Below are 26,767 nucleotides of genomic sequence, written 5' to 3' on the forward strand. Positions count from 1 at the left end.
CGGCATTCTCGGTATTGTGACGACTTTTGAACACTGCTAAGACCCCCTCGTCTTGCCGCTTTGAGCAGCCTGGTCGTGCGGCGGTCTCCACAGGTCACATGCAGCAAAAGATGCTTTCATGAAGCTCGTCGCGGGAAATTCCAATCGTCCGCTGGCGGAGGCTATCTCCGCCTACCTCAATGTGCCGCTCGCCAAATGTCAGGTGAAGCGCTTCGCGGACATGGAAGTGTTCGTGGAAATTCAGGAAAATGTGCGCGGCGAGGATGTGTTCGTCGTCCAGTCGACGTCCTTTCCGGCCAACGACCATCTGATGGAGCTTCTCATCATCATCGACGCGCTGCGCCGTTCCTCGGCGCGCCGCATCACGGCGGTGATTCCCTATTTCGGCTACGCCCGGCAGGATCGTAAGCCCGGCCCGCGCACGCCGATCTCGGCCAAGCTCGTCGCCAACCTCATCACCAATGCCGGCGCCGACCGCGTTCTGACCCTCGATCTGCATGCGGGCCAGATCCAGGGCTTCTTCGACATTCCGACCGACAACCTGTTCGGCGCGCCGGTCATGGTGCGCGACATCAAGGAGCGGATGGACAACTCCAACCGCATGGTCGTCTCCCCCGACGTGGGGGGCGTGGTGCGCGCCCGCGCGCTTGCCAAGCGCATCGATGCGCCGCTCGCCATCGTCGACAAGCGCCGTGAGCGCCCCGGCGAATCGGAAGTGATGAACATCATCGGCGACGTTTCCGGCCGTTCCTGCATTCTTCTCGACGACATCGTGGATTCCGGCGGCACCCTCGTGAACGCGGCGGACGCCCTCCTCGCCAACGGCGCGAAAGAGGTCTACGCCTACATCACCCACGGCGTTCTCTCCGGCGGCGCGGTTTCGCGCATCGCCAATTCCAAGCTGAAGGAACTGGTGATCACGGACTCGATCATGCCGACCGAGGCCGTGAAGGTGGCGCACAACATCCGCGTTATCCCCATCGCCCCCCTGATCGGTGAAGCCATTGGCCGGACGGCGACCGAAAGCTCCGTTTCGAGCCTGTTCGACTAGGCGTTATTTCCGCCGCATGATGAGCCAGGGGGTGGGGATCGCTCTCCACTCCCAAACGGCCAGCAGTTGGTCGAGATGGCCAAGACCGTTGAGCCAATCGGGAAGCTCGGGCACCACGGTCTGCGCCTGTTTTTCCTCGATCTCGTGCGTCGCCCGGAAGCGTTCGATGAGATCCGCCGCGCTGCGCCCGGGCCCGGGATGGACCTCGACGACGATGTCCAGCCAGCCGAAATCGGCCACATTGGAATCGAGCAGAGCGAACTCCGCGCCCTCGCAATCCATGATCAAAAGGCCGCTCGGGCGCCGCCCGAGCGAGGCGGAAAGCTCCGACGCAACCTCGTCCACGGCTTCGGCTTTGAATTCCTCGCGAAGGCTGATCCGAGCCTCGACATCATTCAACAACGCCAGTTCCGCGCAGAGTTTGCGTGCCCTCGGATCGATATCCCAGGCCAGAACTTGCGCCTGAGGCAGAAGACGGGCGCTGCCGACGGCATAAAACCCTTCGGCGCAGCCGACATTGAGAACGGTGTCGTAATTCTGAGCCGGGGCTTCGGCGAAGAAAGGTTGCAGGGCCGCTTCATAGACCCCGAGCAGCTTTGGCGCGAGGCCACCCTCCGAGGCTCCCGGCAGGTACTTCAGGCCCGCAAAAGGGCCACCCCTGACCGTGGTCCCATCCTTGGCAACCAGGGTATGGCCAATCAGTTGCGCCCGCCATTTGGCGACCGCACGCAGCAATTGCTCAAGCTTCTGCCGCTCATTCAACTGCGACGAGAAAATTTGTTCCGCCACGCTTAGCACGGCACGATCCAGGCTCATTAGGCATTCCAGACGGATATTAAAGTATCGCTCGCGTGCTTATAGGCTTTGCAAGGCAGGTGTAAAAGCAATTGTCAGCAGCCGGTTTTTGGCGCTATAAGCCGCTCGCGCTCCTCCGACACCCTTGGAGGCAGGGGGCGCGAACCTTGGCCGCCTTGAGGCGGCCTTTGGTTTTGAAAACACCATTTTGAAGGACCACGACCATGAGCGCTGTTAAGCAAATCAAGGCCGTGGCGCGCGACCGGGCCGGCAAGGGGGCCGCCCGGGCCGTTCGTCGCCAAGGCCAAGTTCCCGCCGTCATCTATGGAGCCGGTCAGCCGGCCGTGGCGATTGCTCTCGACTTCAACCAGACGAAGCAGCTGATTTTCGCCGGCCACTTCCTCACCACGATCTTCGAGATCGACGTGGACGGAAAGAAGGTCCAGGCGATTCCGCGCGACTACCAGCTCGACCCGGTGAAGGACTTCCCGGTCCATGTCGACTTCCTGCGTCTCGCCAAGGGCCAGGCGATCAAGGTCGTCGTGCCGGTTCACATCGTCGGCCAGGACAAGTGCGCGGGCGTCAAGCGCGGCGGCACCCTGCAGGTTGTCGAGCACTCGGTGGAACTCCTCGTTCCTTCCGATGCGATCCCGGACTTCATCGAGGCTTCGGTCGCCGACCTCGACATCGGTTCGTCGATCCATCTCTCGGACGTCAAGCTGCCCAAGGGCGCCAAGGCGACGACCCACGAGAACCTGACCCTCGTGACGGTGGTTGCTCCCTCCGGCATGAAGGAAGAGGCTCCGGCTCCCGCCGAGGCTGCTGCGGCTCCCGCTGCGAAGGCCTGATCATTTCCGATCGGGTTTTCCCTTTTCGACTGTTTCGACGCTCCGACCGCAAGGCCGGAGCGTTTCCTTATGAATGACGGCAAGCGATGCGTCTCTTCGTCGGCCTCGGTAATCCAGGATCGCGCTACGCGAGGAACCGCCACAATATCGGGTTCATGGCGGCGGACGCGGTCGCGCGCGCTCATGCGGCTTCCCCGTGGCGGCGGCGTTTCCAGGGCGAGACGGCGGAGGCCCTCATCGGCGGCGAGAAGGTTCTCATCCTGAAGCCGGAAACGTACATGAACGAATCCGGACGGGCGGTCGCCGAAGCGATGCGCTTCTTCAAGATCCCCCTATCGGACGTCACCGTCTTCTACGACGAACTCGATCTGCCGCCCGCCAAACTCAGGGTGAAGATCGGCGGCGGCAATGCGGGCCATAACGGCCTGCGCTCAATCACCGCCCATTGCGGCAACGAATATCGCCGCGTGCGCCTCGGCATCGGCCATCCCGGCGTGAAGGAACTCGTGCACTCCTACGTGCTCGGCGATTTCGCGAAGGCGGAAGAGCCCTGGGTCGAGGATCTGTGCCGGGCCATCGCAGACAACGCCGCGCTCGTCGCCAAGGGCGATGACGCGAGCTTTCAGAACAAGGTCCACCTCGCCATGGAAGGGCGTGGCTGGGCGGACGTGAAACGGCCTGGAGAACAGGCCAAGAAGGACAAGGAGTGAGGCATGGGCTTCAAGATGGGCATCGTCGGTCTGCCGAATGTCGGAAAATCGACGCTCTTCAACGCGCTCACCCAGACGGCCGCGGCGCAGGCCGCGAACTATCCGTTCTGCACCATCGAGCCCAACGTGGGCGATGTCGCCGTGCCGGATGAGCGGTTGGAACAGCTCGCGGCCATCGCCGGCTCGCAGCAGATCATCCCGACCCGCCTCACCTTCGTCGATATCGCGGGCCTCGTACGCGGCGCTTCGCAGGGCGAAGGCCTCGGCAATCAGTTCCTCGCCAATATCCGCGAGGTGGACGCCATTGCCCATGTGGTGCGCTCGTTCGAGGATTCGGACATCACCCACGTCGAAGGCAAGATCGATCCTACCGCCGATATCGAGACCATCGAGACCGAGCTGATGCTCGCCGATCTCGACAGCCTCGAGAAGCGCGTCAATGCGCTGGAAAAGAAGGCCAAGGGCAACGACAAGGAAGCCAAGGAAACCCTCGACCTCGTAACGCGCTCCCTCGTCCTTTTGCGCGAGGGCAAGCCCGCGCGCTTCGTCGAGCGCAAGCCCGAGGAAGAGCGCCTGTTCCAGATGCTCGGCCTTCTGACCTCGAAGCCTGTTCTCTACGTGTGCAACGTCGAGGAATCCTCCGCCGACCAGGGCAATGCCTTCTCCGCGAAGGTCATGGAGCGCGCTAAGGCGGAAGGCGCGAAAGCGGTTGTCGTCTCCGCCAAGATCGAGAGCGAGATCGCCGTTCTGCCCCCTGACGAGCAGAAGGATTATCTCGACGCCATCGGCCTTGCCGAGCCCGGCCTCAACCGCGTGATCCGCGCGGGCTACGATCTTCTCGGCCTCATCACCTATTTCACGGTCGGCCCGAAGGAAGCCCGCGCCTGGACGATCACCAAGGGCACCAAGGCCCCGCAGGCCGCAGGCGTCATCCACACGGATTTCGAAAAGGGCTTCATCCGCTCGGAGACCATCGCCTATTCCGACTACGTCTCGCTCAAGGGCGAGGCCGGGGCGCGGGATGCCGGAAAGCTGCGGCTCGAAGGCAAGGAATACGTGGTGCAGGACGGTGATGTGCTGCACTTCCGCTTCGCGAACTAAGACCCGGCGCAAAACGCCGCTCAGAGCGGTTCTGACAGAAACGTGAACGGCCTCGTTGTCGCCTGTTCAGGTGTTTTGCGCATTATTCCCGCATGGTGGTTTTCGTGGAGGATTTCGCCATGCCGGATTCAATCGAAGATGTTGCCTTCTCCGTCGGCGGTGCGATCATTTCGCCGAGCCTCGGCTCGGGGGAGCTCATTTTGGGGCTTCTTGTCGCCTGCGGCTTCGCATTCAGCGCGCTCCATGCCATCTTTCACAGGTATGGCGACCAGTCCCATTCGCGCCGCCGCAACCATTTTTGAGGCCCGGCGCGCGGTCGGCATGATCGCTCACGCCGGCCGCTCTCTCCTATGCATCTCACCCACCGCCATTCATGGAACCTGACGCCGCAGGAAGCGATTTCCCTCCAGAAACAGCTTAAGGGCGAGGTGATCTCGAACCGGCCCATCGACCTCGATGGGGTAAAGCTCGTCGCGGGGGTCGATGTGAGCGTCAAGGACGGGCAATCGCAGGCCGCCGTCGTCGTGACGACCTATCCGGATTTTACCCCAGTCGAAACGGTTCTCGCCAAGCACCCGACGCCCTTTCCCTATATTCCCGGCCTCCTGAGCTTTCGCGAAGGTCCCGTGCTGGAAGAGGCGTTCGAGAAGCTTCAAAGCCGCCCCGATGTCTTCTTGTTCGACGGCATGGGCATCGCCCATCCCCGCCGCATCGGCATTGCCAGCCACATGGGCCTGTGGCTCCAGCGCCCGACCATCGGCTGCGGCAAGACGCTTTTGTGCGGGCATTATGCTAATCTCGGCGAGGAGAAAGGATCTTTCGCGTCCCTGATCGATAAAGGCGAAACCATCGGCGTCGCGCTGCGCACCCGCACGGGGAAAAACCCGATGTTCATCTCCCCCGGACACATGGCCGATATTCCGACAGCGGCGGAGCTGGTCTTGCGGTGTTCGCCTAAATTCCGACTACCAGAGCCCATTCGCCTCGCCCATAACGCCGCGGGACGCTTCGCGGCCTGAGGTTTGGAAGCACGCTCGCCCAGGCGCCAGAAGGGGATAACGATGCCTCGTTTGCATTTCGAAGATTTCGTGCCCGGGACGACACAAATCCTCGGCCCTGTTCCCATCTCCAAGGACGAGATCATCGCCTTCGCCAGCGAATACGATCCCCAGCCCTTCCATGTGGACGAGATCGCCGCGAAGGACAGTTTCATCGGAACGCTGATCGCCTCCGGCTGGCACACCAGCGCCATCAACATGCGGCTCATCGCCGACAATGTTCTCAACATCTCGACATCGATGGGCTCGCCCGGCGTCGAGGAGCAGAAATGGCTGAAGCCAGTTCGTCCTGGCGATACCTTGCGCTCACGCATGAGCGTTCTGGAAAGCCGCGCCTCCCAAAGCCGCCCGGATCTCGGCCTTGTCCGCTTCCAGTTCGAGGTCCTGAACCAGAATGACGAGGTTGTGCTGAAGCAGACCGTCTGGGTGATGTTCGGGCGGCGAGAGCCTGGCCCCGCAGCCGCCAAGAATGAAAAGGCGAAGCCCGCTCCTTCCGTTGCAGAGGCCCCGCCCCAGTCTCCCCTGACCCGGGTGAGCGACAATCCTTATCTCGATGATCTCGTCGCGGGCGAAACGCGGGGGCTCGGTTCTTATACATTCACGGACGAGGAGATCGTCCGCTTCGCCACGCATTACGACCCGCAGCCGTTCCACACCGATGCCGAGGCCGCGAAGAGCAGCCTGTTCGGTGGGCTCTGCGCCTCGGGCTGGCACACGGCGAGCGTCTGGATGAAGCTGATGGCCGCCGAGCGGGAGAGGGTTCGGGCGGAAGCGTTGAAACGAGGCGAGCGGCCGGCGCGGCTCGGCCCCTCTCCCGGTTTCTCAAATCTGAAATGGCTCAAGCCCGTGTTCGCGGGAGACACGATTACCTACACCACCACGCTGACCGGCAAGCGCGCATCTGCCTCCCGCGCGGGCTGGGGCCTCGCGTTCCACCACAACAGCGGCGTCAATCAGAAGGGCGAAGAGGTGTTCGCCTTCGACGGAACGGTGTTCTGGGAGAAGCGACCCACCTGATTGGCCGCCGCTCTTCCTCAGTGTCCCTCGAAGCTCATGAGGCTGCGGACCTCGACGCCGAGGTCGCGCAGCTTTTTCGCGCCGCCGAGATCGGGCAGATCGATCACGAAGCAGGCGGCGACGATTTCCGCGCCGATCTGGCGCAGCAGCTGGGTCGCGGCGACAGCCGTGCCGCCGGTGGCGATGAGGTCGTCGATGAGAATGACGCGCTGGCCCTGGCCGATGGCGTCGGTGTGGATCTCCATCTCGTCCACGCCGTATTCCAGCGAATAGGCGATCCGCACCGTCTCATGCGGGAGCTTGCCCTTCTTGCGGATCGGCACAAAGCCGGCGGAGAGCTGATGGGCGACGGCCCCGCCGAGGATGAAGCCGCGCGCCTCGATTCCGGCGACCTTGTCGACGCCCCCGCCCGCGAAGGGCTGAACGAGCTCATCCACCGCGCGGCGGAACGCACGCGCATCGCCGAGAAGAGTCGTGATGTCGCGAAAGATGATGCCGGGCTTCGGATAATCCGGGATCGAACGGATCGCGGCTTTCAGGTCGGTGAGGCGGCGCTGGTCCATGACATGATCTGCCATAATTGAAAGAGAGGTCCTATCGTCCAAGGAGCAAGGCTGTGGCGGAACCGTCCTCTCGAACTGTCCTCACCGATATCGATATACCCTTTGGAAGCCTAGTTCTGTTTTTCGTCAAGGCATCGCTGGCGGCCATTCCAGCCGCCTTCATCGTCGCCCTCATCCTCGGCCTCATCGGCTGGCTGTTCAGGCTCGTGTTCGGGTTCGGCCATATGAGCGGAATGATGACCTGGTAGGGTTATCGCGCGCCCTTGAGCACCCTTCCCGCCACCGCATCGAGCCTTGCCAGAACCTCCGGCTCGAACGCGGATGGTGCGGTCATGATCGCGCCGTCGAGAGCACGGTCAGACCTCACGGGGCAAGGCTCGTGCTCTGCGGGGAAATCGCGCGCGAGGCGGGCGAGAAGTTTTGCCACCGTCGTCGCGTTCTTCCGAGCGACGGCGACGACCGACGCCACGTCCACGTCGTCGTGCTCGGGATGCCAGCAATCGAAATCCGTCACCATCGCGATGAGCGCGTAAGTAATCTCGGCCTCGCGGGCGAGCTTTGCCTCCGGCATCGCCGTCATGCCGATGACGTCGTAACCGAGGCCCTTGTAGGTGAGCGATTCCGCGTAAGTGGAGAACTGCGGGCCCTCGATGGTGACGTGGGTGCCGCCCATCGTGAAGGCGAGCCCTTCCGCCGTCGCCGCATCCGCGATGCGCTGGCGCAGCAGCGGCCCGACCGGATGGGCCATCGGCACATGCGCGACGCAGCCCTTGCCGAAGAAGGACGATTCCCGCCGGTACGTACGATCGACGAACTGATCGACGAGCACGAAGTGGCCCGGATAAAGCTCCGATTTGAACGAACCACAGGCCGAGACCGAGATGAGGTCCGTCACGCCGAGCCGCTTCATGGCGTCGATATTGGCGCGGTAGTTGATGTCGGAGGGCGAATAACGATGGCCGCGCCCATGCCGCGCCAGAAAGACGACGGTGGTCGAACCGATCCGGCCGACGCGCAAGGCATCCGACGGCTCTCCGAACGGAGACGTCACGCGCTCCTCGCGCACGTCCTGCAGCCCCGGCAGATCATAGACCCCCGATCCGCCGATGATGCCGAGCACCGCTTTCGTCATCGATTCTGCTCCCCTGTTGCGTACTTTCTTCCCACGGGCAGCCTTGAAACGAAAGGAGCCCCGGCGACCGCGCGCTTTTCCGATGAGGAAAAGAAAAAGGCCCCGGTCTCTCGGGGCCTTTCGTTATTCTCGAGTAAGTGCGAGAGCCTTAAGCGCTCGCCTCGTCGGCCTTGGCCCACACCTTCTTTTTGGTGAAGTAGAGAAGGCCGGAGAGGACGATGAGGAACAGCATGGCCTGGAAGCCGAGGCGCTTGCGAGCCTCGAGGTGCGGCTCCGCCGTCCACATGAGGAACGCCGTCACGTCGCGGGAATACTGGTCGACGGTCTCGGGCGCCTGCGGCTTGCCGCTCTCGTCCTTCGGATACTCCACCTGTCCGTCGCTCAAGGGCTTCGGCATGGCGATGATGTTGCCGGGGAAGTAGGCGTTGTAGTGGCCGCCGGTGGGAACCTGGAAGCCTGCGGGCGCCTCATGATAGCCGGTGAGAACCGCATGGAGATAATCCGGGCCGTTTTCCGCGTACTGACGGAACACGTCGAGGATGAACCAGGGGAAGCCGCGCTCGTAGGTGCGGGCCTTGGCCATCAGGGACAGATCCGGCGGAGCCTTGCCGCCGTTGGCGGCAGCGGCGGCGTTCTCGTTCGGGAACGGTGCCGGGAAATGGTCGGCCGGGCGGCCGGGACGCTCGAACATGTCGCCGGCGTCGTTCGGGCCGTCCTGGATCTTGTATTCCGCCGCCAGAGCCTTGACCTGAGCCTCGGAGAACTCCGGGCCGCCGGGCTGGGCAAGATTGCGGAACGCGATGTAGTTCAAGGAGTGGCAGGAGGAGCAAACCTCCCGGTAGACCTTGAATCCGCGCTGGATCTGCGCCCGGTCAAAGGTGCCGAACGGGCCGGAGAAGCTCCACTTGAGCATCGGCGGCGCTTCGGATCCCGCCGCGAAGGCCGGAGCCGCGAGGCCGATCATGGCGGCGGCGATGAGGAGAGTGCGTTTCATCATTGTCTTGATCCTCGACGCTCGCATCAGCCCTTGGAGTTCGGCTCGGCATTGGCTCCCGCCGGAATGCCGGAACCGCCCTTCTTGGAAGCGGTCACCGCTTCCAGGATCGAGTTCGGCAGCGGCAGCGGGCGTTCGATGAAGCCCAGAACCGGCAGAATGATCAGGAAGTGGATGAAGTAATAGGCCGTCGCGATCTGCGAGACGATGACGTACCAGCCCTCCGGCGGCTTGGCGCCGAGCCAGCCGAGCAGCAGCGTGTCGGCGGCCAGGATCCAGAAGAACTGCTTGTAGAGCGGGCGGTAGCTGGTCGAGCGAACCTTCGACGTGTCGAGCCACGGCAGGAAGGCCAGGACCGCAATCGACGCGAACATCGCGATGACGCCGCCGAGCTTGTCGGGAATGGCGCGCAGGATCGCGTAGAACGGCAGGAAGTACCATTCCGGAACGATGTGCGCGGGCGTCACGGCGGGGTTGGCCGGGACGTAGTTGTCCGCGTGGCCGAGATAGTTCGGGAGGTAGAAAACCCACCAGGCGAAGAAGATCAGGAACACCGCCGTGGCGAAGATGTCCTTGATGGTCGCGTAAGGCGTGAACGGCAACGCGTCCTTGCTCGACTTGATCGGAACGCCGGTCGGGTTGTTCTGGCCCGGAACGTGCAGCGCCCAGACGTGGAGAATAACCACGCCGACGATCATGAACGGCAGGAGATAGTGGATCGAGAAGAAGCGGTTCAGGGTGGGGTTGCCGACCGAGTAGCCGCCCCAGAGCAGGCTCTGGATGGTGTCGCCCACGACCGGGATGGCCGCCAGGATGTTGGTGATGACGGTCGCGCCCCAGAAGCTCATCTGGCCCCACGGCAGCACGTAACCCATGAAGGCGGTGGCCATCATCAGGCCGTAGATGATGACGCCGAGAATCCAGAGGATCTCGCGCGGGGCCTTGTACGATCCGTAGTAGAGACCGCGGAAGATGTGGATGTAGACGGCGACGAAGAACATCGACGCGCCGTTGGCGTGCAGGTAGCGGATGAGCCAGCCGAAGTTCACGTCGCGCATGATGTGCTCGACGGACTGGAACGCCAGCGAGGCATGCGGCGTGTAGTACATCGCCAGGAACACGCCCGTCAGGATCTGCGACACGAGCATGAAGGAGAGGATCGCGCCGAAGGTCCAGAAATAATTGATATTCCGGGGCACGGGATAGGCGATGAAGGAGGAGTGCACGAGGCTCGCGATCGGCAAGCGGCTCTCGAACCACTTGGCGAAGGCGCTCTTCGGAACGTAGGTGCTAGAATGCTGGCTCATGGATGTCGCCTGAACGATCTGTCGTCGCTGAATTGATTAAGCCGAAGCTTCTTGGCCGATGGTGATCTTGGTGTCGGACGCGAAGGAGTAAGGCGGGATCGGCAGATTGATCGGAGCGGGACCGCCGCGCACACGGCCGGACGTATCGAAGACCGATCCGTGGCAGGGGCAGAACCAACCATGGTATTCACCCTGATTGCCGAGCGGCACGCAGCCCAGGTGGGTGCAGTTGCCGTAAACGATCAGCCATTGGGCATGGCCCGGCTTGACGCGAGAAGCGTCGGTCTGCGGATCGCGCAGGGTGGCGACGTTCACGTCCTCGGCGGCCTTGATCTCTTCCGGCGTACGATGACGGACGAAGATCAGCTTTCCACGCCAGAAAACCTTGACGATCTGCCCTGCCGCGATCGGGGACAGATCCACCTCAACCGGGGCGCCGGCGGCAACGGTTGCCGCGTCAGGCGTCATCGACTGAATAAAGGGCCATACCAGGGCGGCTCCGCCGACAGCAGCGGCAGCGCCCGTGGCGATGAAAAGAAAATCGCGCCGTGTCGGCTCAGCGACGGCAGTGGTGGTCTCGGCCACTTGGCTCTCCAGCATACGTCAACAAACGAGAACCGCGCGTCCTTAAAAACCCGGAAAATCCGAGCTTCCGGCACGCTGCTCAGTTTCTTGCGAACAAGCATACGCGCCAACGCGCGCGCAATGCGACTGGGAGTCGCCGCGCAGGGGCTCTTTGGCACGGTCAAGCCCGCCTGTCCATAGGTGGTTTGGAGATGTTCCAGCCTGAAAATGTCTAATCGAAGGTCTTAAAGATATAGGCGGACGGCATGCCGCAGGGGTGGGCATCTCTCCCCGAACGGCATTTTCCTTGAGTGCTGCCCCTTGACGGCGCCGGCTCATCCGCCGAAGACGCCCCCATGCCTCGCCTTGCCCTTTTCCAGCCGGACATTCCGCAGAACACCGGCACCATGCTGCGCCTCGCGGCCTGCCTCGGCGTTCCGGTCGAGATCATCGAGCCGGCGGGCTTCGACGTGTCCGACCGGCATTTGCGCCGCTCCGGCCTCGATTATCTCGACAAGGTCGCGATTACCCGCCACATCTCCTGGACGGCCTTCGAGGCCTGGCGACAGAACGACGGCGGGCGGCTCGTGCTGGCAACCACCAAGGCGGCGGTCCCCTACACCAGCTTCGCTTTTGCGCCTAAGGACATCATCCTCCTTGGCCGTGAATCCGCCGGGGTTCCGGACGAGGTTCATGAGGCCGCCGATGCGAGGGTGATCGTTCCCATGCAGGCGGGCCTGCGCTCGCTCAACGTCGCCGTGACGGCGGCCATGCTCTTGGGCGAGAGCCTGCGCCAGACCGGCACCTTCCCTGAAATTTCCAACGACTGAACAGAGACCTTCATGACCAACGACGCTGCCGTCTCGCGCCTTCAAGCCGAAGCCCCCATCTGGTTTGCCTCGCTCCGCGACCGGATCTGCGCGGCGTTCGAGGCCATCGAGGACGAGACGACCTCCCCTCTCCCGGTGGAGGCCTCCACAGCGGGCCGGTTCGAGCGCAAGCCCTGGGAGCGCAAGGACCATAGTGGCCAACCGGGCGGCGGGGGCGTCATGTCCATGATGCGCGGGCGGGTCTTCGAGAAGGTCGGCGTCCATGTCTCGACGGTGCACGGCGAGTTCGCGCCCGAGTTTCGCGGGCAGATCCCCGGCTCGGAGACGGATCCCCGCTTCTGGGCCTCAGGCATCTCGCTCATCGCCCACCCGTGGAACCCGAACGTGCCGACCGTCCACATGAACACCCGTTTCGTCGTGACGACGAAACCGTGGTTCGGCGGCGGGGCGGATCTGACCCCCGTGCTCGACCGGCGCAGGACGCAGGACGATCCGGACAGCATCGCCTTCCACGCGGCGATGCAGGAGACCTGCGAGCGCCACGCGGCGACGGCTCCTTACGACAAATACAAGCAATGGTGCGACGAGTACTTCTTCCTCAAGCACCGCAAGGAGCCGCGCGGCATCGGCGGCATTTTCTACGATTATCACTGGTCGGGCGATCCGGATGAGGACCTGGCCTTCACCCGCGACGTCGGCGAGGCCTTTCTCAAGATCTACCCCGAGATCGTGCGCCGCAACGTGACGAAGAGCTGGACCGAGGCCGACCGGATCGAGCAGCAGGTGCGGCGCGGCCGCTACGTGGAATTCAACCTGCTCTACGACCGGGGCACCATTTTCGGCCTGAAGACCGGCGGCAACATCGATTCGATCCTCTCCTCGATGCCGCCGACAGTACGCTGGCCGTAAAAGCCCTCAAGTCGCTTCGAGGGCGAGCTGCAGCAGGGCCCGGGCCGAGGCCTCGTCCTGAGGGCAGCCCCGCTCGAGCCAGGCCTGCCGGGCGAGGCCGAGAAGCTCGCCGAGCTTGGGCCCCGGCGGGATCTTGTGCGCGATGAGATCAGCTCCGCGCAGCGGAAAGACCGGCAACGTCTCCTCCCCGCGCGCATAGCGCCCGAGTAGCGCCCTCGCCTCGTCCTGGACCAGAGGGCTCGGTTCGCCCGCAGTCGCCGTGAAGACGAGACTCAGGATCGCGACGGGGTGATCGGCGGCCAGGCGGCGCATGGCCAGAGCATCGATGGGATCCGGCATCGTTTTGAGGCGGGCCAGAAGTCGGCCGTAAGTCGCGAGACTCGCCTGCTCCTCATTGGAGAGCCGCAGCCGCTCCCGCAGGCGCTCGGCATCGTCCTCCGTCATGACGGTGAGGGCCGCAAGCCGCCCGGCAGCCGGATCGGCAAGCCCGGATTCGGCGACCCGCGCGAAGCGTCCAAGCTCAGCCACGCCCCCGAGAAGCAGGGGCAGAAAGCCGTATTCCGAAAAAACCGCCAACGTCTCAAGCGCCCGGCGCGCCTTCAGAAGTTTGAGGATCTCATTGCGCACACGCTCCCGCGACAGGCGCTCCAGCCCCGCCCGCTCGGTGCTGGCGGCGAGAAGCCCTTCCCGATCCGGCTCACCCTTCGCGTATTCGGCGTGGAAGCGGAAAAACCTCAAGATGCGTAGGAAATCCTCGCGGATGCGGGCATGGGCATCGCCAATGAACCGCACCCGGCCCGCCGCGAGATCAGCCTCGCCGTCCGTGTAATCGTAAAGCGCGCCGTCGATTCCGATCGACAGGGCGTTGATGGTGAAGTCGCGCCGGAAGGCATCGGCCTTGAAATCATTGCCGAAGCAGACGATGGCGTAGCGGCCATCCGTCTCCACATCCTCGCGCAGGGTCGTGACCTCGAAGGGCTCGCCATCCACGATGATGGTGACCGTGCCATGCTCGATACCTGTCGGCACCGCCTTGAAGCCGGCCTGCTCGGTCCGCCGGGTCGTTACATCGGGGGCCGCTGTGCTTGCCAGATCGACCTCCGTCACCTCTCGCCCAAGCAGCGCATTGCGCACCGCGCCGCCGACGATGCGGGTCTCTTCCCCGTCCGCGTTCAGAACCTCGAGAAGACGGCGCAGACGCGGGCGCGTCAGGAGTTCGGCGAGCGCCTTGTGATCGAGCGCGGAATTCACTTGAACCGCCCCGGCACGACACGCCCATTCTCCACATGGGTGGGCTGAAAAGCGCCCTGCTCCCGGTCGGTGGTGAGTCCGGTCCAGATGAGCGCGAGGATGACGCAGATAAGCCCCGCCGCCGCCAGCCAGACGGCCTGCGCACTCCAGTGCTCCCAGAACAGGGGATTGCGCCGCAAGATGACGAGATAAACGGCAAAGACGGCGAACGGCAGGAGGAAGAACAGGAATTCCCCGAAGATCGCCCGCGTCATGACGTGTAAAGCCTCTCGTACAGATTGCGGATGATGCCCGCGGTAACGCCCCAGATGTAGCGCCCCTCGTAGGGCATTGCATAGTAGCGGCGCAGCCGGCCCTTCCACTCCCGCGCGTGCAGCTCGTGCTTGTGCGGGTCCATCAGCACCTGCAGGGGCACCTCGAAGGTATCGGCCACCTCGTGCGGATTGAGCGCGAGGGTGTAGCCCGGCGACACCTGCCCCACCACCGGCATGACGAGATAATTCGTGGTGGAGAGATAGGCATCGAGATAGCCAAGCGGGCTGATGAAGGCCTGATTGAGCCCGATCTCTTCCTCCGCCTCGCGATAGGCGGCCTCCAGAATGGACGAATCCGTGTCGTCGACCCGCCCGCCGGGAAATGCGATCTGCCCCGAATGCTCCCGCAGATGCGCCGCGCGCTCAGTGAAAAGCAGGGTCGGCTCATCGCGCATGACCACGGGAACCAGCACGGCCGCGATCTTCGGCTGGAGGGGACCGACAAGCGGCACGTTGTCGATGGAATGATCGCCGCGCGGGTTCGACAAAGCCTCCCCGATCTCGGGCGGGCGAGACCTCAGCCTCGCGGCGGCAAGGGCGAGAAAATGCTCGGCATCGAGAAAAGAGGCCATCAGGCGACGCCACCGAACGAAGAGACTGGCGCGACGGGAAAGAAGCTCCCGCCGGCGGCAACGCCAAAGACGGCCTCGCCATTCATGTCACGCTCCTCGCCCAGGGCGATCAGGTCCAGAGCAAGGCTGCGCGTCAGGCGGGCCCAGAGATCGCCGCGCACCTTCACATAAGGCCGCACGCCGTCCGCCTCGCCCTGCTCGAACCGCAGCGGGTTTTGCGGGCTGACGGAAACGAGATCGTCGACATTGGTGCGGAACGCGATCTGGCGCCCCGCGCCCTCCCCGTCCACTGCCATCTCCACGGCGAGAAAGGGAACGTCCTCCACCGCGATGCCGACACGCTCGACGGGCGTGACCAGAACGTAGCGCTCAGGGTCCTTGCGCAGCACCGTCGAGAAAAGGCGCACGAGGGCCGGGCGGGAAATCGGCGTGCCCATGTAATGCCACGACCCGTCGGCGGCGATCCGCATGTCGATTTCACCGCAATAGGCCGGGTTCCAGCGCTCAACCGGCGGCGGCCCTTTTCGCCCCGCGTCAGGCCCCAGCGCCTCGACAAGGCGCGCCAGGGCATTGCTTCCGGAAGTTGCTGCTTGACCGCTCATGACGAGGACGTGAACAGGAATATCGTTTCCAAGGATCGACGGGTGTGAAATCTTTGCTACTTGCTAGAGCAAGATCGGGCCAAAGGAAATTCGGTTTCCCGGCACGGTTTGAAGCATAGAAGCAAAAGACGCGCGGTCCAGTTCTCATTGCCAGTTCTCCTTGCCCTTTCTGCGGCGCAACGACCCGCTTGCATCCGATGCGCAAGGGAAGGCACACTGGGAACGGGGCGACGGTGATGAGGAGATCCCGATGACGGCCAGCACAGCGCAAGCGCCCACGACTCTCGACGACGCCATCGTTCAGAACGCCGAGGCCGCGCTTGAAACCGTCGGGCGGGCGCGTGAGGCGATTCACACCGTCATCTTCGGCCAGGAAGACGTGGTTGACCTGAGCCTCATCACCCTGCTCGCAGGCGGCCACGGCCTTCTCGTCGGCGTGCCGGGTCTTGCCAAGACCAAGCTCGTGGAGACGCTGGGCACGGTGCTCGGCCTCGATGCGCGGCGTGTCCAGTTCACGCCGGACCTGATGCCCTCCGACATCATCGGTTCTGAGATTCTTGATGAAGGGGCCGACCGGCGCCGCTCGTTCCGGTTCGTGAAAGGCCCAGTTTTCGCGCAGCTTCTGATGGCGGACGAAATCAACCGCGCGAGTCCGCGCACGCAATCGGCCCTACTGCAGGCGATGCAGGAGCATCACGTTTCCGTCGGCGGCGAGCGGCACGATCTTCCGCAGCCCTTCCACGTTCTGGCGACGCAAAACCCCATCGAGCAGGAAGGCACCTATCCCCTGCCGGAAGCGCAGCTCGACCGTTTCCTGCTGCAGATCGATGTGAGCTATCCGGACCGCGAAGCGGAGCGGCGCATTCTCATTGAAACCACGGGCGTCGACGACCGCAAGCCTTCGACCGTGATGAGCGCCGACGGCCTGATGAACGCGCAGCGCCTCGTGCGCCGTCTCCCCGTGGGCGAGAGCGTCGTCGAAGCCATTCTCGACCTCGTCCGCGCAGCGCGTCCGGAAGGGGAATCCATCGCGGGCGTTTCCGACAAGCTTCTCTGGGGTCCGGGACCGCGCGCCAGTCAGGCGCTGATGCTCGCCGTGCGAGCACGCGCGTTGATCGAGGGACGCGTCGCACCCTCCATCGCGGATGTGGTGGCGCTGGCCGAGCCCGTGCTCAAGCACCGCATGGCGCTCACCTTCGCCGCGCGGGCGGATGGAGAAACGATCCCCGCCATCATCGCTCGCCTGACGGCGCGGCTCGGCGCTTGAGGGAAGGCGTCATGGCCCGCGTCAGGGTCCTTCCCGAGGAAAGCCGTTCCCCCACCGCGCGTGAAACACGCGAGGCTCTTTCGCTCGCAAGCCGTATGCCGCGCGTTCTGCTCGAAGCGCGGCGCGTCGCGGCCACGCTCGCGCACGGCATTCACGGACGCCGGCGCGCCGGCATGGGCGAAACGTTCTGGCAGTTCCGTCCATTCGTCACGGGCGAAGCGGCGCAGCGGATCGACTGGCGCCGCTCGGGCCGCGACGACCGGCTTTATGTCCGCGAACGGGAATGGGAGACGGCGCAGACCATCTGGTTCTGGATCGACCGTTCCGCCTCGATGGGCTTCGCATCGGATCTCGCACAGACATCGAAGATCGAACGCGCGCTCGTGCTCGGCCTTGCGCTTGCGGACACCTTCGTGGATGGCGGCGAGCGTGTCGGCCTTCTCGGCCTCATGCCACCACGCGCCACGCGCCACATTGCGGAAACGATGGCCGAGGCCATCGTGACGGATCGCGCCTCGCTTGAGGACGATCTACCGCCGCAGATCCCAGTAGCGACGCAGGACGAGGCCATTCTCATCGGCGACTTTCTCTCACCGCTGGGCGACATCGCCGCGAAGATCGAAGCCATTTCGAGCCGCGGCGCGCGCGGACATCTCGTGATGATCGTCGATCCGGTGGAGGAGAGCTTTCCGTTCCACGGGCAGGCGGAGCTGCGCGATCTCGAAGCCGGCATTTCCTTACGCGTGGGCGATGCCGCCGAATGGGGGCGCTCGTATCGCGAACGGATCACGACGCATCGCGAAGCGGTGGAGGATCTAGCGCGGCGGCGCGGTTGGTCCTTGACGATCCACCGCACGGACCGCCCCGCGAGCGAAGCCGCGCTTCGCCTCATCACCCTCGTTACGGCGTCCCGTGGCGTCGGTTTGAAGGGGCGCTAGATCATGTTCGGCCTTCCGCTCACCTTCGCTGTTCCTCTCGTCCTCACTGCCTTGATCGCGCTTCCGGCCATCTGGCTTCTCTTGCGCGTGACGCCGCCGCAACCAAAGCGCATCGATTTTCCGCCGCTGAAAATTCTTTCTGATCTTCTGCCGCGGCGCGAGACGCCCGCGCGCACGCCCTGGTGGTTGTTGCTTCTGCGTCTTACGCTCGCAGCATTGTTGATTTTCGCCGCCGCCGGGCCGGTCTGGAATCCGCTGCCGGTGAGCGAAGGGCGCGGCCCCGTTCTGCTTATCGTCGATAACGGCTTCACCGCCGCGCACGATTGGGTGGAGCGGATCGATCTTGCTACGGCTCGGATCGAGGCCGCAGGCAGGGAAGGCCGCGCTGTCGCCGTTGCGAGCACCGCCGCGCGCGCGCCCAACATTGAATTGGCGGACCCCGCTTCCGCGCTCGAGCGTCTTCGCAGTTTCAAGCCGCAGCCCTATCTCGCCGACCGAAGAAACCTGATCGAGCCGATCAGGCAATTCCTGACGGCAACGCCCGATGCCGAAATCGTGTGGATCAGCGACGGCGTGCGCGGCCTCGACGCACAGGCTTTCATCGACGACCTTGCCCCTCTCGTCACAAACCATCTGGTCACCGTTCTCAAGGCTGACCGCACGCCCGTGCTGGCGCTCACCGGGGTTGCGAATGAAGCGGATGAATTGAAGGTCCGCGTTATCCGCGCCGAAGCAAACGGGCGCGACGGCGGCATCATCCGAGCGCTCGATCAGAAAGGCTTGCCGCTCGCCGATACAAACTTCCGCTTCGCATCGAGCGCCGTTGAGAGCGAAGCATCGTTCAAGGTTCCGCTCGAAGTGCGCAACGCCATCTCGCGCATCGAAATCCTGGGAGAGAGGTCTGCCGGGGCAGTGACGCTCGTCGATGAAAGCGGCAAGCGAAAACGTGTCGGCATCGTGTTCGGTGGAACCGTCGATCAGTCACAGCCGCTCCTTGCGCCGACCTATTACATCTCTAGGGCGCTTAGCCCTTATGCGGAGGTTCGCGAGGGACGCGGCGCGGTGGCGGAGGCCGTCAGTCAGCTCATCGACGAACAGGCTTCAGTGCTCGTTCTTGCCGATGTCGGCGGGTTCGATCCCGACACGCTCGCGAAGGTGAAGGACTATGTCGAGCGCGGCGGGCTTCTCCTGCGCTTTGCCGGGTCGCGCCTTGTTGCCAACAGCGACGAGCTCGTGCCGGTGCGCCTGCGGCGCGGTGGCCGCAATCTCGGCGGCGCGCTCTCGTGGGATACGCCGCGCACGCTGGCCCCATTCATGCGCGAGAGCCCTTTCTTCGGCCTCACGGTTCCCTCCGAAATCGGCGTGCGCCGCCAGATTCTCGCGGAGCCTGAAGGCGATCTTGCCGCCAAAACCTGGGCCGCGCTGGAGGATGGCACGCCCATCGTCACCGCCGACAGGCGAGGCAACGGTTTGATCGTTCTCTTTCACGTCACCGCTAACACCAACTGGTCCAACCTGCCGCTGTCCGGCCTGTTCGTCGACATGCTGCGCCGGATCACGGCTCTCGCGCCGACATCGGTTGAGTTAGGCGCGGAAGCGGGGAAACCCGACAAGGAGCTCCTCGCGCCGCGCGTGACGCTCGACGGATTTGGCGTCCTGATGACGCCGCCGATTCAAGCGCGCGCCGTTCCGCGCGATTATGTGCAACGCGCGACCGAAGAGCACCCCGCTGGGTTCTACGGCCCTGCCGATGCAAGCCTTGCGGTGAATGCGCTCGTTCGCAATGACCATTTGGCACCTCTCGACTACGGTCGCCTGAACGCAAAAGTCTCGGCGTTGGTCGGGGAAAAGACCATCGATCTTCGTCCGCCTCTCCTGATGCTCGCGCTGATCCTTTTCCTCATCGACACCCTCGCCTCGCTCTGGCTCGGCGGACAACTGGCGGCCCTGCCCGCGCGTCTTCGCCGCTCCGGTGCAAGCGCGGCCCTCTTTGTCGCGATGTCGCTCATCGCCTTTCCCGCCCATGATGCGCGCGCGCAGGAAAGCCTGCCACCCATCGACCGCAACACCATCTCGCCCGCGCTCGTGACACGGCTTGCCTATGTGATTACGGGCGATGCGAAGGTGGATGCGATCAGTCAGGCGGGACTGAAGGGCCTCACGCAGGTGATCGGCCTGCGCACATCGCTGCAACCGGGTGATCCTATCGGCGTCGATCCCGCGCGGGATGAACTTGCCTTCTATCCCCTTCTCTATTGGCCCATCGTCGCCGACAGACCGATCCTGTCCGAGGAGGCCATTCGCAAGCTCGACGCCTTTATGAAGAACGGCGGCACGGTGATTTTCGACACCCGCGACGCCTTTGGCCTTGGACGAAGCGGAGGTTCGACGCCGGAAGCGCAATCTCTGCGCCGCATGCTCGCAACGCTCGACATTCCCGAACTCGAGCCCGTGCCGCGCGACCACGTCCTGACGAAGACGTTCTATCTTCTCGATGCCTTCCCCGGCCGTTACGCCACGGGCCAAACCTGGATCGAGGCGCTTGCGCCTCCCGCGGAGGGGGAGACGACGGGCCCGGCACGCTCCGGCGATGGCGTGTCGCCGATCATCATCACCTCGAACGATCTCGCCAGCGCCTGGGCCGTCGGCCCGCGTGGCGAGGCGCTTTATCCTGTGGTCGGCGGCGATATCCGCCAACGTGAGATGGCCTTTCGCGGTGGCATCAACATCGTCATGTACACGCTGACCGGCAACTACAAGGCCGATCAGGTGCATGTGCCTGATCTCCTCCAACGGCTTGGGCAGTAGGGAGAGCGCGCGGCATGATCTCCTTGAGCTTCTCCCCTCTCGTTCCGGAATACGCGCTTTGGGCGCTCGGTATTGTTGCAGCGCTGCTGGCGCTTGTCGCGTTCGTCTCGCGCGGTGCGCTTGCCGGGATCCGCGCGCTTGCTCTCGCCATCCTTCTTCTCGCGCTCGCCAATCCGTCGTTCGTTCAGGAGGAGCGCGAGAAGGTCAAGGATATCGTCGCCGTCGTCGTCGACCGCTCCACATCACAGACTCTCGGCGACAGGCGCGCAATGACGGACCGCGTGCGGGACGAGTTGCAGCGCCGTTTCGGTTCTCTCACCGATGTCGAGCCGCGCTTCATCGATGTTCCCGACAGTCCCGGCGATGACGGTACACGCCTTTTCAGCGCGCTCTCGAACAGCCTCGTCGATGTGCCACCCGACAGGCTCGCCGGCATCGTGATGGTGACGGACGGCGTCGTTCACGACATTCCACCCTCTCTCGAAAGCCTAGGCTTCAAGGCCCCTCTTCACGCGCTCATCACCGGCCATCCTGACGAGCGGGACCGGCAGATCAAGCTGATCGAAGCGCCGCGCTTCGGCATCGTCGGCAAAGAGCAGACCATCCGCGCCGAAGTGCAGGAGCGCGGCGGCACGGGCTCGGCCATCCTGACCGTGCGCCGCGACGGACAGCTGTTCGCGCAACAGCGCATCCGCACCGATGCGCCTTTCTCCTTCCCCGTGAAGATCGAGCACGGTGGGCCGAACGTCATCGAGCTTGAAGTGGAGAGCCTTCCCAACGAACTCACGCAGGCCAACAACCGCGCGGTCATCACCATCGAGGGCATCCGCGAAAAACTTCGCGTACTGCTCGTCTCCGGCGAACCGCACGCCGGCGAGCGGACATGGCGCAACCTTCTGAAGTCGGATGCGAATGTCGATCTCGTTCACTTCACCATTCTACGCCCGCCGGAAAAGCAGGACGGCACGCCGATCAACGAGTTGTCGCTGATCGCATTTCCCTCGCGCGAGTTGTTCCAGAACAAGATCAAGGAATTCGACCTCATCATCTTCGACCGCTACGCGAATCAGAGCGCGGTTCTGCCGCCGGTCTATTTCGAAAACATCGCGCGCTATGTGGCGGAAGGCGGCGCGGTTCTCATCGCCGCCGGTCCCGAGTTCACGGGCTATGGCAGCCTCGCGCAAACACGCCTTGCCTCGATCATTCCCGGACGCCCGGATGGGCGCATCCTCGAAGAGCCTTACAAGGCGCGCCTGACGAACACCGGAACACGCCATCCCGTCACGCGAGACCTGCCGGGGTCGGAATTCAATCCACCCGCCTGGGGCGAGTGGTTGCGGATCATCGGCGCGCAGGTTCAAACAGGTTCGACACTCATGTCCGGTGCGGGCGATCTGCCGTTGCTGGTGCTGCGGCGCGAGGAGAAAGGGCGCGTCGCGCTTCTCCTTTCCGACCATGCCTGGCTCTGGGCGCGCGGCTACCGCGAGGGCGGTCCACATCTCGACCTGCTGCGCCGGCTGGCGCATTGGCTGATGAAGGAGCCCGCACTTGAGGAGGAGGCCCTGCGCGCCTCTGCACGCGGGCAGACGATCAGGATTGAACGGCAGACGATGCAGGATCTCCCCGATCCCGTGACCCTGACCGCACCGAGTGGAACGGAACGGACGATCCTTCTCAACGAAGAGCGTCCGGGGCTCTTCAGCGCCAGTTTCGAGAGCCCGGAACTCGGCCTGCACACTCTGCGCTCGGGCAAGTTGATCGCTTTCGTGAGCCTTGGACCGGCGAACCCGCGCGAGCTTGCCGACGTGTTCAGCAATACTGAGGCACTGCTCCCGGTCGTCGCCGCCACCGGCGGCTCCGTGCGCCGTCTTGCGGAGGGAACGGACGTGATTGTGCCACGCCTGACGAGCGTGCGTTCAGGCTCCCGCTTTACGGGCAGCGACTGGATCGGCTTCAGGCCCAGCAACAGCGCCGTGGTACACGGGGTTTCCGTGTTCCCCGTGGCCCTCGGGTTCCTGGGACTGGTGCTTCTTCTGGGTTCGACCCTTGCCGCCTGGGTTCTCGAAGGGCGGCGCAGTTCCTGATTATTCCGGACGCGGCGTCACGGGTCCGCGCGCCTCCGCCAACGCGCCCTCGACGAGTTCGAGCGCGAGGAACCTGTCGAGATTGACCGGGCCAGGCAGCGTCAGCTGATGGTATGGAATCCGCTTGAAGCCGAAGCGCTTGTAATAGGGCTCGTCGCCCACAAGCAGGATCAGGGAATGCCCCTTCTCCCGTGCGGCGTCGATGGAACGGCGCATGAGCGCGCCGCCGATGCCGCGATTCTCGAAAGCCGGCTCCACCGTCAGCGGGCCGAGCATGAAGGCCGGTTTCGTGCCCGCCGTGATCGGCGTTAGACGGATCGAGCCGACGAGCAGGGTGCCGACCAGCGCGGTGAAGGACAGCGTCATGTCATGAGACGCGCCTTCCCGCAGACGCGAGGCTGTGCGGGCGAAACGGCCGGGGCCGAACGTGCGCTCGTGCAGACGCTCGATAGCGTCGGAATCGACAGGGAGTTCGGGACGGATGATCAACGACAGCTCGGTCACGGGCAGACTCGCAAAGACATGGCAATGGGAACGGCGGAAAACGTCAGCCGTTTCGTCGTCGCAATGTCCGCTCTGCCTTCATGAAGCCGGGTCGTTTCCTGTTGTGTGTCCGATGCGGGTCTTCTTGACGCCGCACCGCTTGGGCGCATTGCTCTAGCAGCGTTCACGGGCGGGCGCAAACATTCTCACCAGGTGAGGATGCGCGGCTGCCCCGCGAATATCTCGGCGAGCCTCCGGCGGGTGGCAGCGCTCGTCCCTTCCGGCAGCGCATCGGGGGCGAAAAAGCCCATTTCCGCGATTTCCTTGTCCGGCTTCTTCTCGCCGGGCGATGTGAAGTGCCGAACCACATAGACAAGCACATGGTCGCGCCGGGAAACCCGCTCGTTATAAAAGATGCCGTGGAGCTCGAAATCGCCCGTCGCGACGATGCCGGCTTCCTCGCGCAACTCGCGCTCCAGCGCCGCGATGACCGTTTCCCCGGCCTCGACCCCGCCGCCTGGAAGGTGCCAGCCAGCGATATAGGTGTGCCGGATCAGGCAGACCCTGCCCTCGGGATCGATCGCCACGGCCCGGACGCCGACGGTCAGCCCGCGAGAGAACCGCCAAAAGGTATGGAGAACCCGCCGGAGGAGCGTTTCTGGGATGAAGCGGAGCAAGCGGGAGGCAGGCATAACGGGCAGCTCAGCACGAAAAGATTACAGAATTCTGAACCAGTCATACCAAAGTTGCATATCTGCTCGGTAAATTGAGCGCGTGACCCGCAACTTACGCGGGCCTATGACAGCGCCAACTTAAAAGGCGCTTCCAATGTTTCTCTCCTTCATCCTCTCCAGCCTGAGCCGCTCGGCCCGCTTCTCGTGGTCGCCCGCGCTCGATCTCGACGACCGTACGATCTACTCGACGCTGATCCCGGGCGCGCAGTACTAAGCCAAGACCTGCGACCGCGGCTCAAAATCGCGAGATTCTGTTATTTGGCCGGGCCTGCCCGGCCATTTGCTTTTTTACGGACCAAAATCGGCGGCCTTTTCCCCGGCCGCGCTTGACGGGGCAGCAGGAAGCGGCGAACTCTCGCGCACTTTCACGACCCCGGTTGTCATGTTCCGTCTCGCCCATCTGACCGATCCCCATGTGGGGCCCCTGCCGCGCCCGCAACTGCGCCAGCTTCTGAACAAGCGCGTCACCGGCTGGTTCAACTGGCAGCGCAGCCGCCGAGACCTGCACGACATGGAGCTCCTCGCGGCGCTGGTGGCGGACATTCGGGCGCAGGCGCCCGACCACATCGCCTGCACCGGCGACACCTGCAATATCGGCCTGCCGAGCGAATGGCAGACCTCGCGGGTGTTTCTCGAAAGCCTCGGCACCCCTGACACCGTCACCTTCGTGCCCGGCAATCACGACGCCTATGTTCCCGGCGCGCTCGAAGGGTTGCTGCGGGAAGTCGCCCCCTTCACGCGCGGAGATGACGGGCGCGAGGGCGCATTCCCCTTTGTGCGCCGCTACGGCCCCATCGCGATCATCGGCCTGTCCTCCGCCGTGCCGACGCTGCCCTTCGTCGCGAGCGGGCGCCTCGGCAAAAAGCAGCTCCGCGAGACGGAAGGCATCCTCGGCGCGCTTGGCGAGGATCGCTCCTGCTTCCGCATCGTGCTGATCCATCACCCCCCTCATGTGGGAGGCACGACTCCCGGGCGGAACCTCACCGATGCACCGGCTTTCGAGGCGATGATCCGCCGCGTCGGCGCGGAGCTCGTTCTCCACGGGCACAACCATGTGGGCTCGCTCGCCTACCTGAAGGGGCCGCGCGGTCTCGTGCCAGTCGTCGGTGCGCCTTCGGCATCCGCCAGCGGTGGTACACACTCACATCGCGCGGGCTATCACCTCTTCACCATCGACCAGGACGAAACGGGCTTTCTGCTCTCAGCCGAATTGCGAGGCCTGAGACCGGATGACAGCTTCGGTGGCCTGGGTATGCTCTCCCTCGGCAAGCCAACCGGTATCGCCTGATTTTCGGGAACGTTTCATGACCGCAGCCCTTCCGCCCGCCGCCAAGCGTGTTCATGATGCGGCTCAAGCTCTGGGGCTTGCGATCACAATCCGCGAGATGCCGCAATCGACGCGCACGGCGGAGGAAGCGGCGGCGGCCTGCGATTGCAATGTGGCGCAGATCGCCAAATCCCTCGTGTTTCAGGGCAAGGACAGCGGCAAGCCCTATCTCCTGCTCGTCTCCGGTTCCAACCGCGTCGATCAGACCGGCGTCGCGAAGCTCATCGGGGAGGCGCTGACGCGCCCGGACGCCGATGCGGTTCGCGGCTGGACGGGCTTTGCCATCGGCGGCATTCCGCCGTTCGGCCATCAAACTCCGCTCGACACCTTTGTCGATCAGGATCTTCTCGACTTTGCGACAGTCTGGGCGGCGGCGGGAACGCCCAACGCGGTCTTTTCCTCAAACCCCAACGATCTCGTCCGCGCCATCGGCGCGAAGGTCATCCGTGTTGCCTGACAGGCTCGAGCCGCCGCCTCAACCAGGCGGTGACGGGGCGCTCGAACCAGAGATGGACCGCGAAGCTCGCGGCCAGCGTTCCTGACAGCACGAGCGCGAAAAATCCCCAAGGCCCGAGCACGGCGCCCCACCCGCTGCGCGCCACCGCCTCGCTGAGCGAGCGCATGACAAAGGGGTGGATGAGGTAGATGGCGTAGGACACATCCCCCACGCGAACACCAAAGCGCGTGAGCCAATTGGCTGAGGCGGGACGCTCCGGGCCGAGGGAAGCTGCGGCAACGAGCAGCGCCGCAGGCACGCCCCATGCAACGAACCGTATCGCTCCAATCTCGCTCGGCGGGCCCAAGACGTTGCCCGCGAGAAGCGCCACGCCCGCGATGGCAAGAAGCGCCCGCCAGAAAAAGGCTAGCGTCACACCCTGAACGCGCAGCCAGCCGAGGCCGATGCCGAATGCGAATTCGAGAATGATCGGGTCCGTCCAGAATGCGAAGGGTTGGGGCAGGCTCGCGACGCGCCCGATGAGCGTGAAAGAGATGAGCGCGCCTGCGAGCACAAGCAGCGCCACCCGTCCGCGCAAGACCAAGACGAACGCGAAAAGAGCGTAGAAAAACATCTCGTAGTTCAGCGTCCATCCGAGCGAGTAAATCGGCTGGATCGGCCCCGGCCTGTCGAACGGAATGAAGAGATAGGACGCAATGACAGCCCACACGCTCGGCAAGCCACCATGCACAAGCACAGGAACAACCAAAGCCGCCACGACATAAAGCGTCGTCACCATCCAGTAGAGAGGAACGATGCGCGCGATGCGCCGCGCCAGAAAGATGCCGCGCCCGCTGGGAGCAGCGAAAAGGTCCCGCGAGGTATAGACCATGATGAAGCCGGAGATGACGAAGAACACGTCAACGCCCGCCATCCAGGGAAAGTTGTCGAGGGGCGAGAAAGTGAAACCAAGGCGCGCGGCAAGGTCCGCCGCATCATGCTGTGCGTGAAGAAACGCGACGGCGAGCGCAGCAAGCGCGCGAAGCAATTGAATGTGAATGAGCTTCGACAA

Annotated in this window: 29 protein-coding genes; 16 read left to right on the forward strand and 13 right to left on the reverse strand. The window is 64.1% G+C overall.

Annotation, left to right across the window (positions count from 1 at the left end; all coding sequences use genetic code 11):
- Window positions 1-118 precede the first annotated feature (118 nt).
- On the forward strand, window positions 119-1,051 hold the full coding sequence (locus tag DQW91_RS06085; RefSeq protein ID WP_112662700.1) for a ribose-phosphate pyrophosphokinase: 933 nt from the start codon (window positions 119-121) through the stop codon (window positions 1,049-1,051).
- A 3-nt stretch (window positions 1,052-1,054) separates the two neighbouring features.
- Here the strand turns inward: DQW91_RS06085 and DQW91_RS06090 are convergent, their stop codons facing one another.
- The gene (locus tag DQW91_RS06090) at window positions 1,055-1,867 is read right to left on the reverse strand and encodes a 50S ribosomal protein L11 methyltransferase (protein ID WP_112662701.1); all 813 of its coding nucleotides are present in this window, start codon (window positions 1,865-1,867) and stop codon (window positions 1,055-1,057) included.
- Between the two features lie 203 nt (window positions 1,868-2,070).
- Between DQW91_RS06090 and DQW91_RS06095 the strand changes: the two genes are divergently transcribed.
- The 6 genes from DQW91_RS06095 (at window position 2,071) to DQW91_RS06120 (ending at window position 6,580) form a co-directional block, all read left to right on the forward strand.
- Complete coding sequence (locus DQW91_RS06095) at window positions 2,071-2,694, forward strand: 50S ribosomal protein L25/general stress protein Ctc (protein ID WP_112662702.1); 624 nt, start codon at window positions 2,071-2,073, stop codon at window positions 2,692-2,694.
- 86 nt (window positions 2,695-2,780) lie between these two features.
- On the forward strand, window positions 2,781-3,404 hold the full coding sequence (gene pth, locus DQW91_RS06100) for an aminoacyl-tRNA hydrolase (protein WP_112662703.1): 624 nt from the start codon (window positions 2,781-2,783) through the stop codon (window positions 3,402-3,404).
- A 3-nt stretch (window positions 3,405-3,407) separates the two neighbouring features.
- Window positions 3,408-4,505, forward strand: a complete 1,098-nt coding sequence (gene ychF, locus DQW91_RS06105; protein WP_112662704.1) for a redox-regulated ATPase YchF — start codon at window positions 3,408-3,410, stop codon at window positions 4,503-4,505.
- Between the two features lie 119 nt (window positions 4,506-4,624).
- Complete coding sequence (locus DQW91_RS06110) at window positions 4,625-4,807, forward strand: hypothetical protein (RefSeq protein WP_157961355.1); 183 nt, start codon at window positions 4,625-4,627, stop codon at window positions 4,805-4,807.
- A 48-nt stretch (window positions 4,808-4,855) separates the two neighbouring features.
- Entirely contained in the window at window positions 4,856-5,524 is a 669-nt protein-coding gene (gene nfi / locus DQW91_RS06115; protein WP_112662706.1) for a deoxyribonuclease V, read from the forward strand.
- Window positions 5,525-5,566: 42 nt separating this feature from the next.
- Window positions 5,567-6,580 carry a MaoC family dehydratase gene (locus DQW91_RS06120; protein WP_112662707.1) on the forward strand — a complete coding sequence of 338 codons (1,014 nt, stop codon included), beginning with the start codon at window positions 5,567-5,569 and terminating at the stop codon, window positions 6,578-6,580.
- 17 nt (window positions 6,581-6,597) lie between these two features.
- Here the strand turns inward: DQW91_RS06120 and DQW91_RS06125 are convergent, their stop codons facing one another.
- Window positions 6,598-7,143, reverse strand: a complete 546-nt coding sequence (locus tag DQW91_RS06125; RefSeq protein ID WP_112662930.1) for an adenine phosphoribosyltransferase — start codon at window positions 7,141-7,143, stop codon at window positions 6,598-6,600.
- Between the two features lie 53 nt (window positions 7,144-7,196).
- On the opposite strand from DQW91_RS06125, the gene DQW91_RS06130 reads away from it, so the two are divergent.
- Window positions 7,197-7,391: a hypothetical protein gene (locus DQW91_RS06130; protein WP_112662708.1), complete on the forward strand. Its 195-nt coding sequence runs from the start codon at window positions 7,197-7,199 to the stop codon at window positions 7,389-7,391.
- A 2-nt stretch (window positions 7,392-7,393) separates the two neighbouring features.
- On the opposite strand, the gene DQW91_RS06135 is transcribed toward DQW91_RS06130, so the two are convergent.
- The 4 genes from DQW91_RS06135 to petA form a co-directional block, all read right to left on the reverse strand.
- On the reverse strand, window positions 7,394-8,275 hold the full coding sequence (locus DQW91_RS06135) for an S-methyl-5'-thioadenosine phosphorylase (protein WP_112662709.1): 882 nt from the start codon (window positions 8,273-8,275) through the stop codon (window positions 7,394-7,396).
- A 148-nt stretch (window positions 8,276-8,423) separates the two neighbouring features.
- On the reverse strand, window positions 8,424-9,272 hold the full coding sequence (locus DQW91_RS06140; RefSeq protein ID WP_112662710.1) for a cytochrome c1: 849 nt from the start codon (window positions 9,270-9,272) through the stop codon (window positions 8,424-8,426).
- 23 nt (window positions 9,273-9,295) lie between these two features.
- The gene (locus DQW91_RS06145; RefSeq protein ID WP_112662711.1) at window positions 9,296-10,576 is read right to left on the reverse strand and encodes a cytochrome b; all 1,281 of its coding nucleotides are present in this window, start codon (window positions 10,574-10,576) and stop codon (window positions 9,296-9,298) included.
- 36 nt (window positions 10,577-10,612) lie between these two features.
- Window positions 10,613-11,161, reverse strand: coding sequence for a ubiquinol-cytochrome c reductase iron-sulfur subunit (gene petA / locus DQW91_RS06150; RefSeq protein ID WP_425373377.1), 549 nt, complete (start codon window positions 11,159-11,161; stop codon window positions 10,613-10,615).
- Window positions 11,162-11,496: 335 nt separating this feature from the next.
- Between petA and DQW91_RS06155 the strand changes: the two genes are divergently transcribed.
- Window positions 11,497-11,970 carry a tRNA (cytidine(34)-2'-O)-methyltransferase gene (locus DQW91_RS06155; RefSeq protein WP_112662713.1) on the forward strand — a complete coding sequence of 158 codons (474 nt, stop codon included), beginning with the start codon at window positions 11,497-11,499 and terminating at the stop codon, window positions 11,968-11,970.
- Window positions 11,971-11,982: 12 nt separating this feature from the next.
- Window positions 11,983-12,879: an oxygen-dependent coproporphyrinogen oxidase gene (hemF, locus tag DQW91_RS06160; protein ID WP_112662714.1), complete on the forward strand. Its 897-nt coding sequence runs from the start codon at window positions 11,983-11,985 to the stop codon at window positions 12,877-12,879.
- A gap of 6 nt (window positions 12,880-12,885) precedes the next feature.
- On the opposite strand, the gene DQW91_RS06165 is transcribed toward hemF, so the two are convergent.
- The 4 genes from DQW91_RS06165 to DQW91_RS06180 are packed head-to-tail and all read right to left on the reverse strand — an operon-like array spanning window position 12,886 to window position 15,618.
- Window positions 12,886-14,130: a CCA tRNA nucleotidyltransferase gene (locus DQW91_RS06165; RefSeq protein ID WP_112662715.1), complete on the reverse strand. Its 1,245-nt coding sequence runs from the start codon at window positions 14,128-14,130 to the stop codon at window positions 12,886-12,888.
- A complete protein-coding gene (locus tag DQW91_RS06170) occupies window positions 14,127-14,384 on the reverse strand; it encodes a DUF6111 family protein (RefSeq protein WP_112662716.1) in 258 nt (85 codons plus the stop codon). Before DQW91_RS06170 ends, DQW91_RS06165 begins: the two co-directional genes overlap by 4 nt.
- Window positions 14,381-15,016, reverse strand: coding sequence for a CoA pyrophosphatase (locus DQW91_RS06175; protein ID WP_112662717.1), 636 nt, complete (start codon window positions 15,014-15,016; stop codon window positions 14,381-14,383). Before DQW91_RS06175 ends, DQW91_RS06170 begins: the two co-directional genes overlap by 4 nt.
- Window positions 15,016-15,618 (reverse strand): DUF1285 domain-containing protein, encoded by a 603-nt coding sequence (locus tag DQW91_RS06180; protein WP_112662718.1) that lies wholly within the window; start codon window positions 15,616-15,618, stop codon window positions 15,016-15,018. The genes DQW91_RS06175 and DQW91_RS06180 overlap by 1 nt, the downstream gene beginning before the upstream one ends.
- Window positions 15,619-15,868: 250 nt before the next feature.
- On the opposite strand from DQW91_RS06180, the gene DQW91_RS06185 reads away from it, so the two are divergent.
- The 4 genes from DQW91_RS06185 to DQW91_RS06200 are packed head-to-tail and all read left to right on the forward strand — an operon-like array spanning window position 15,869 to window position 22,715.
- Complete coding sequence (locus tag DQW91_RS06185) at window positions 15,869-16,885, forward strand: AAA family ATPase (protein WP_112662931.1); 1,017 nt, start codon at window positions 15,869-15,871, stop codon at window positions 16,883-16,885.
- A gap of 11 nt (window positions 16,886-16,896) precedes the next feature.
- Window positions 16,897-17,823, forward strand: a complete 927-nt coding sequence (locus DQW91_RS06190) for a DUF58 domain-containing protein (RefSeq protein ID WP_112662719.1) — start codon at window positions 16,897-16,899, stop codon at window positions 17,821-17,823.
- Between the two features lie 3 nt (window positions 17,824-17,826).
- Window positions 17,827-20,631 carry a DUF4159 domain-containing protein gene (locus DQW91_RS06195; RefSeq protein WP_112662720.1) on the forward strand — a complete coding sequence of 935 codons (2,805 nt, stop codon included), beginning with the start codon at window positions 17,827-17,829 and terminating at the stop codon, window positions 20,629-20,631.
- 14 nt (window positions 20,632-20,645) lie between these two features.
- Window positions 20,646-22,715, forward strand: coding sequence for a hypothetical protein (locus tag DQW91_RS06200; RefSeq protein ID WP_112662721.1), 2,070 nt, complete (start codon window positions 20,646-20,648; stop codon window positions 22,713-22,715).
- On the opposite strand, the gene DQW91_RS06205 is transcribed toward DQW91_RS06200, so the two are convergent.
- Both DQW91_RS06205 and DQW91_RS06210 read right to left on the reverse strand, forming a co-directional pair.
- Window positions 22,716-23,219: a GNAT family N-acetyltransferase gene (locus DQW91_RS06205; RefSeq protein ID WP_112662722.1), complete on the reverse strand. Its 504-nt coding sequence runs from the start codon at window positions 23,217-23,219 to the stop codon at window positions 22,716-22,718. It abuts the gene before it with no gap.
- A gap of 185 nt (window positions 23,220-23,404) precedes the next feature.
- Window positions 23,405-23,890, reverse strand: a complete 486-nt coding sequence (locus DQW91_RS06210) for an NUDIX domain-containing protein (protein WP_112662723.1) — start codon at window positions 23,888-23,890, stop codon at window positions 23,405-23,407.
- A 424-nt stretch (window positions 23,891-24,314) separates the two neighbouring features.
- Here DQW91_RS06210 and DQW91_RS06215 point away from each other — a divergent pair, with 424 nt between their 5' ends.
- Together DQW91_RS06215 and DQW91_RS06220 are read left to right on the forward strand one after the other, a co-directional pair.
- Window positions 24,315-25,220: a metallophosphoesterase family protein gene (locus DQW91_RS06215; RefSeq protein ID WP_112662932.1), complete on the forward strand. Its 906-nt coding sequence runs from the start codon at window positions 24,315-24,317 to the stop codon at window positions 25,218-25,220.
- Between the two features lie 16 nt (window positions 25,221-25,236).
- Complete coding sequence (locus tag DQW91_RS06220; RefSeq protein WP_112662724.1) at window positions 25,237-25,716, forward strand: YbaK/EbsC family protein; 480 nt, start codon at window positions 25,237-25,239, stop codon at window positions 25,714-25,716.
- Here DQW91_RS06220 and DQW91_RS06225 read toward each other — a convergent pair.
- The gene (locus DQW91_RS06225; RefSeq protein ID WP_245410922.1) at window positions 25,700-26,767 is read right to left on the reverse strand and encodes an acyltransferase family protein; all 1,068 of its coding nucleotides are present in this window, start codon (window positions 26,765-26,767) and stop codon (window positions 25,700-25,702) included. The genes DQW91_RS06220 and DQW91_RS06225 overlap by 17 nt on opposite strands.

It is taken from the genome of Microvirga flavescens, from assembly GCF_003290125.1.
Lineage (GTDB): Bacteria > Pseudomonadota > Alphaproteobacteria > Rhizobiales > Beijerinckiaceae > Microvirga > Microvirga flavescens.

Bases quoted from the DNA above. Each gene is read 5' to 3' on its own strand.
- DQW91_RS06180 (WP_112662718.1), bottom strand. From the start codon at position 15,618: ATGAGCGGTCAAGCAGCAACTTCCGGAAGCAATGCCCTGGCGCGCCTT.
- DQW91_RS06145 (WP_112662711.1), bottom strand. From the start codon at position 10,576: ATGAGCCAGCATTCTAGCACCTACGTTCCGAAGAGCGCCTTCGCCAAG.
- DQW91_RS06170 (WP_112662716.1), bottom strand. From the start codon at position 14,384: ATGACGCGGGCGATCTTCGGGGAATTCCTGTTCTTCCTCCTGCCGTTC.
- DQW91_RS06210 (WP_112662723.1), bottom strand. From the start codon at position 23,890: ATGCCTGCCTCCCGCTTGCTCCGCTTCATCCCAGAAACGCTCCTCCGG.
- DQW91_RS06110 (WP_157961355.1), top strand. From the start codon at position 4,625: ATGCCGGATTCAATCGAAGATGTTGCCTTCTCCGTCGGCGGTGCGATC.
- DQW91_RS06195 (WP_112662720.1), top strand. From the start codon at position 17,827: ATGTTCGGCCTTCCGCTCACCTTCGCTGTTCCTCTCGTCCTCACTGCC.
- DQW91_RS06220 (WP_112662724.1), top strand. From the start codon at position 25,237: ATGACCGCAGCCCTTCCGCCCGCCGCCAAGCGTGTTCATGATGCGGCT.
- DQW91_RS06175 (WP_112662717.1), bottom strand. From the start codon at position 15,016: ATGGCCTCTTTTCTCGATGCCGAGCATTTTCTCGCCCTTGCCGCCGCG.
- DQW91_RS06155 (WP_112662713.1), top strand. From the start codon at position 11,497: ATGCCTCGCCTTGCCCTTTTCCAGCCGGACATTCCGCAGAACACCGGC.
- DQW91_RS06200 (WP_112662721.1), top strand. From the start codon at position 20,646: ATGATCTCCTTGAGCTTCTCCCCTCTCGTTCCGGAATACGCGCTTTGG.
- DQW91_RS06185 (WP_112662931.1), top strand. From the start codon at position 15,869: ATGACGGCCAGCACAGCGCAAGCGCCCACGACTCTCGACGACGCCATC.
- DQW91_RS06120 (WP_112662707.1), top strand. From the start codon at position 5,567: ATGCCTCGTTTGCATTTCGAAGATTTCGTGCCCGGGACGACACAAATC.
- ychF (WP_112662704.1), top strand. From the start codon at position 3,408: ATGGGCTTCAAGATGGGCATCGTCGGTCTGCCGAATGTCGGAAAATCG.
- hemF (WP_112662714.1), top strand. From the start codon at position 11,983: ATGACCAACGACGCTGCCGTCTCGCGCCTTCAAGCCGAAGCCCCCATC.
- DQW91_RS06125 (WP_112662930.1), bottom strand. From the start codon at position 7,143: ATGGACCAGCGCCGCCTCACCGACCTGAAAGCCGCGATCCGTTCGATC.
- DQW91_RS06140 (WP_112662710.1), bottom strand. From the start codon at position 9,272: ATGATGAAACGCACTCTCCTCATCGCCGCCGCCATGATCGGCCTCGCG.
- DQW91_RS06095 (WP_112662702.1), top strand. From the start codon at position 2,071: ATGAGCGCTGTTAAGCAAATCAAGGCCGTGGCGCGCGACCGGGCCGGC.
- DQW91_RS06190 (WP_112662719.1), top strand. From the start codon at position 16,897: ATGGCCCGCGTCAGGGTCCTTCCCGAGGAAAGCCGTTCCCCCACCGCG.
- DQW91_RS06215 (WP_112662932.1), top strand. From the start codon at position 24,315: ATGTTCCGTCTCGCCCATCTGACCGATCCCCATGTGGGGCCCCTGCCG.
- DQW91_RS06085 (WP_112662700.1), top strand. From the start codon at position 119: ATGAAGCTCGTCGCGGGAAATTCCAATCGTCCGCTGGCGGAGGCTATC.
- DQW91_RS06090 (WP_112662701.1), bottom strand. From the start codon at position 1,867: ATGAGCCTGGATCGTGCCGTGCTAAGCGTGGCGGAACAAATTTTCTCG.
- DQW91_RS06135 (WP_112662709.1), bottom strand. From the start codon at position 8,275: ATGACGAAAGCGGTGCTCGGCATCATCGGCGGATCGGGGGTCTATGAT.
- nfi (WP_112662706.1), top strand. From the start codon at position 4,856: ATGCATCTCACCCACCGCCATTCATGGAACCTGACGCCGCAGGAAGCG.
- pth (WP_112662703.1), top strand. From the start codon at position 2,781: ATGCGTCTCTTCGTCGGCCTCGGTAATCCAGGATCGCGCTACGCGAGG.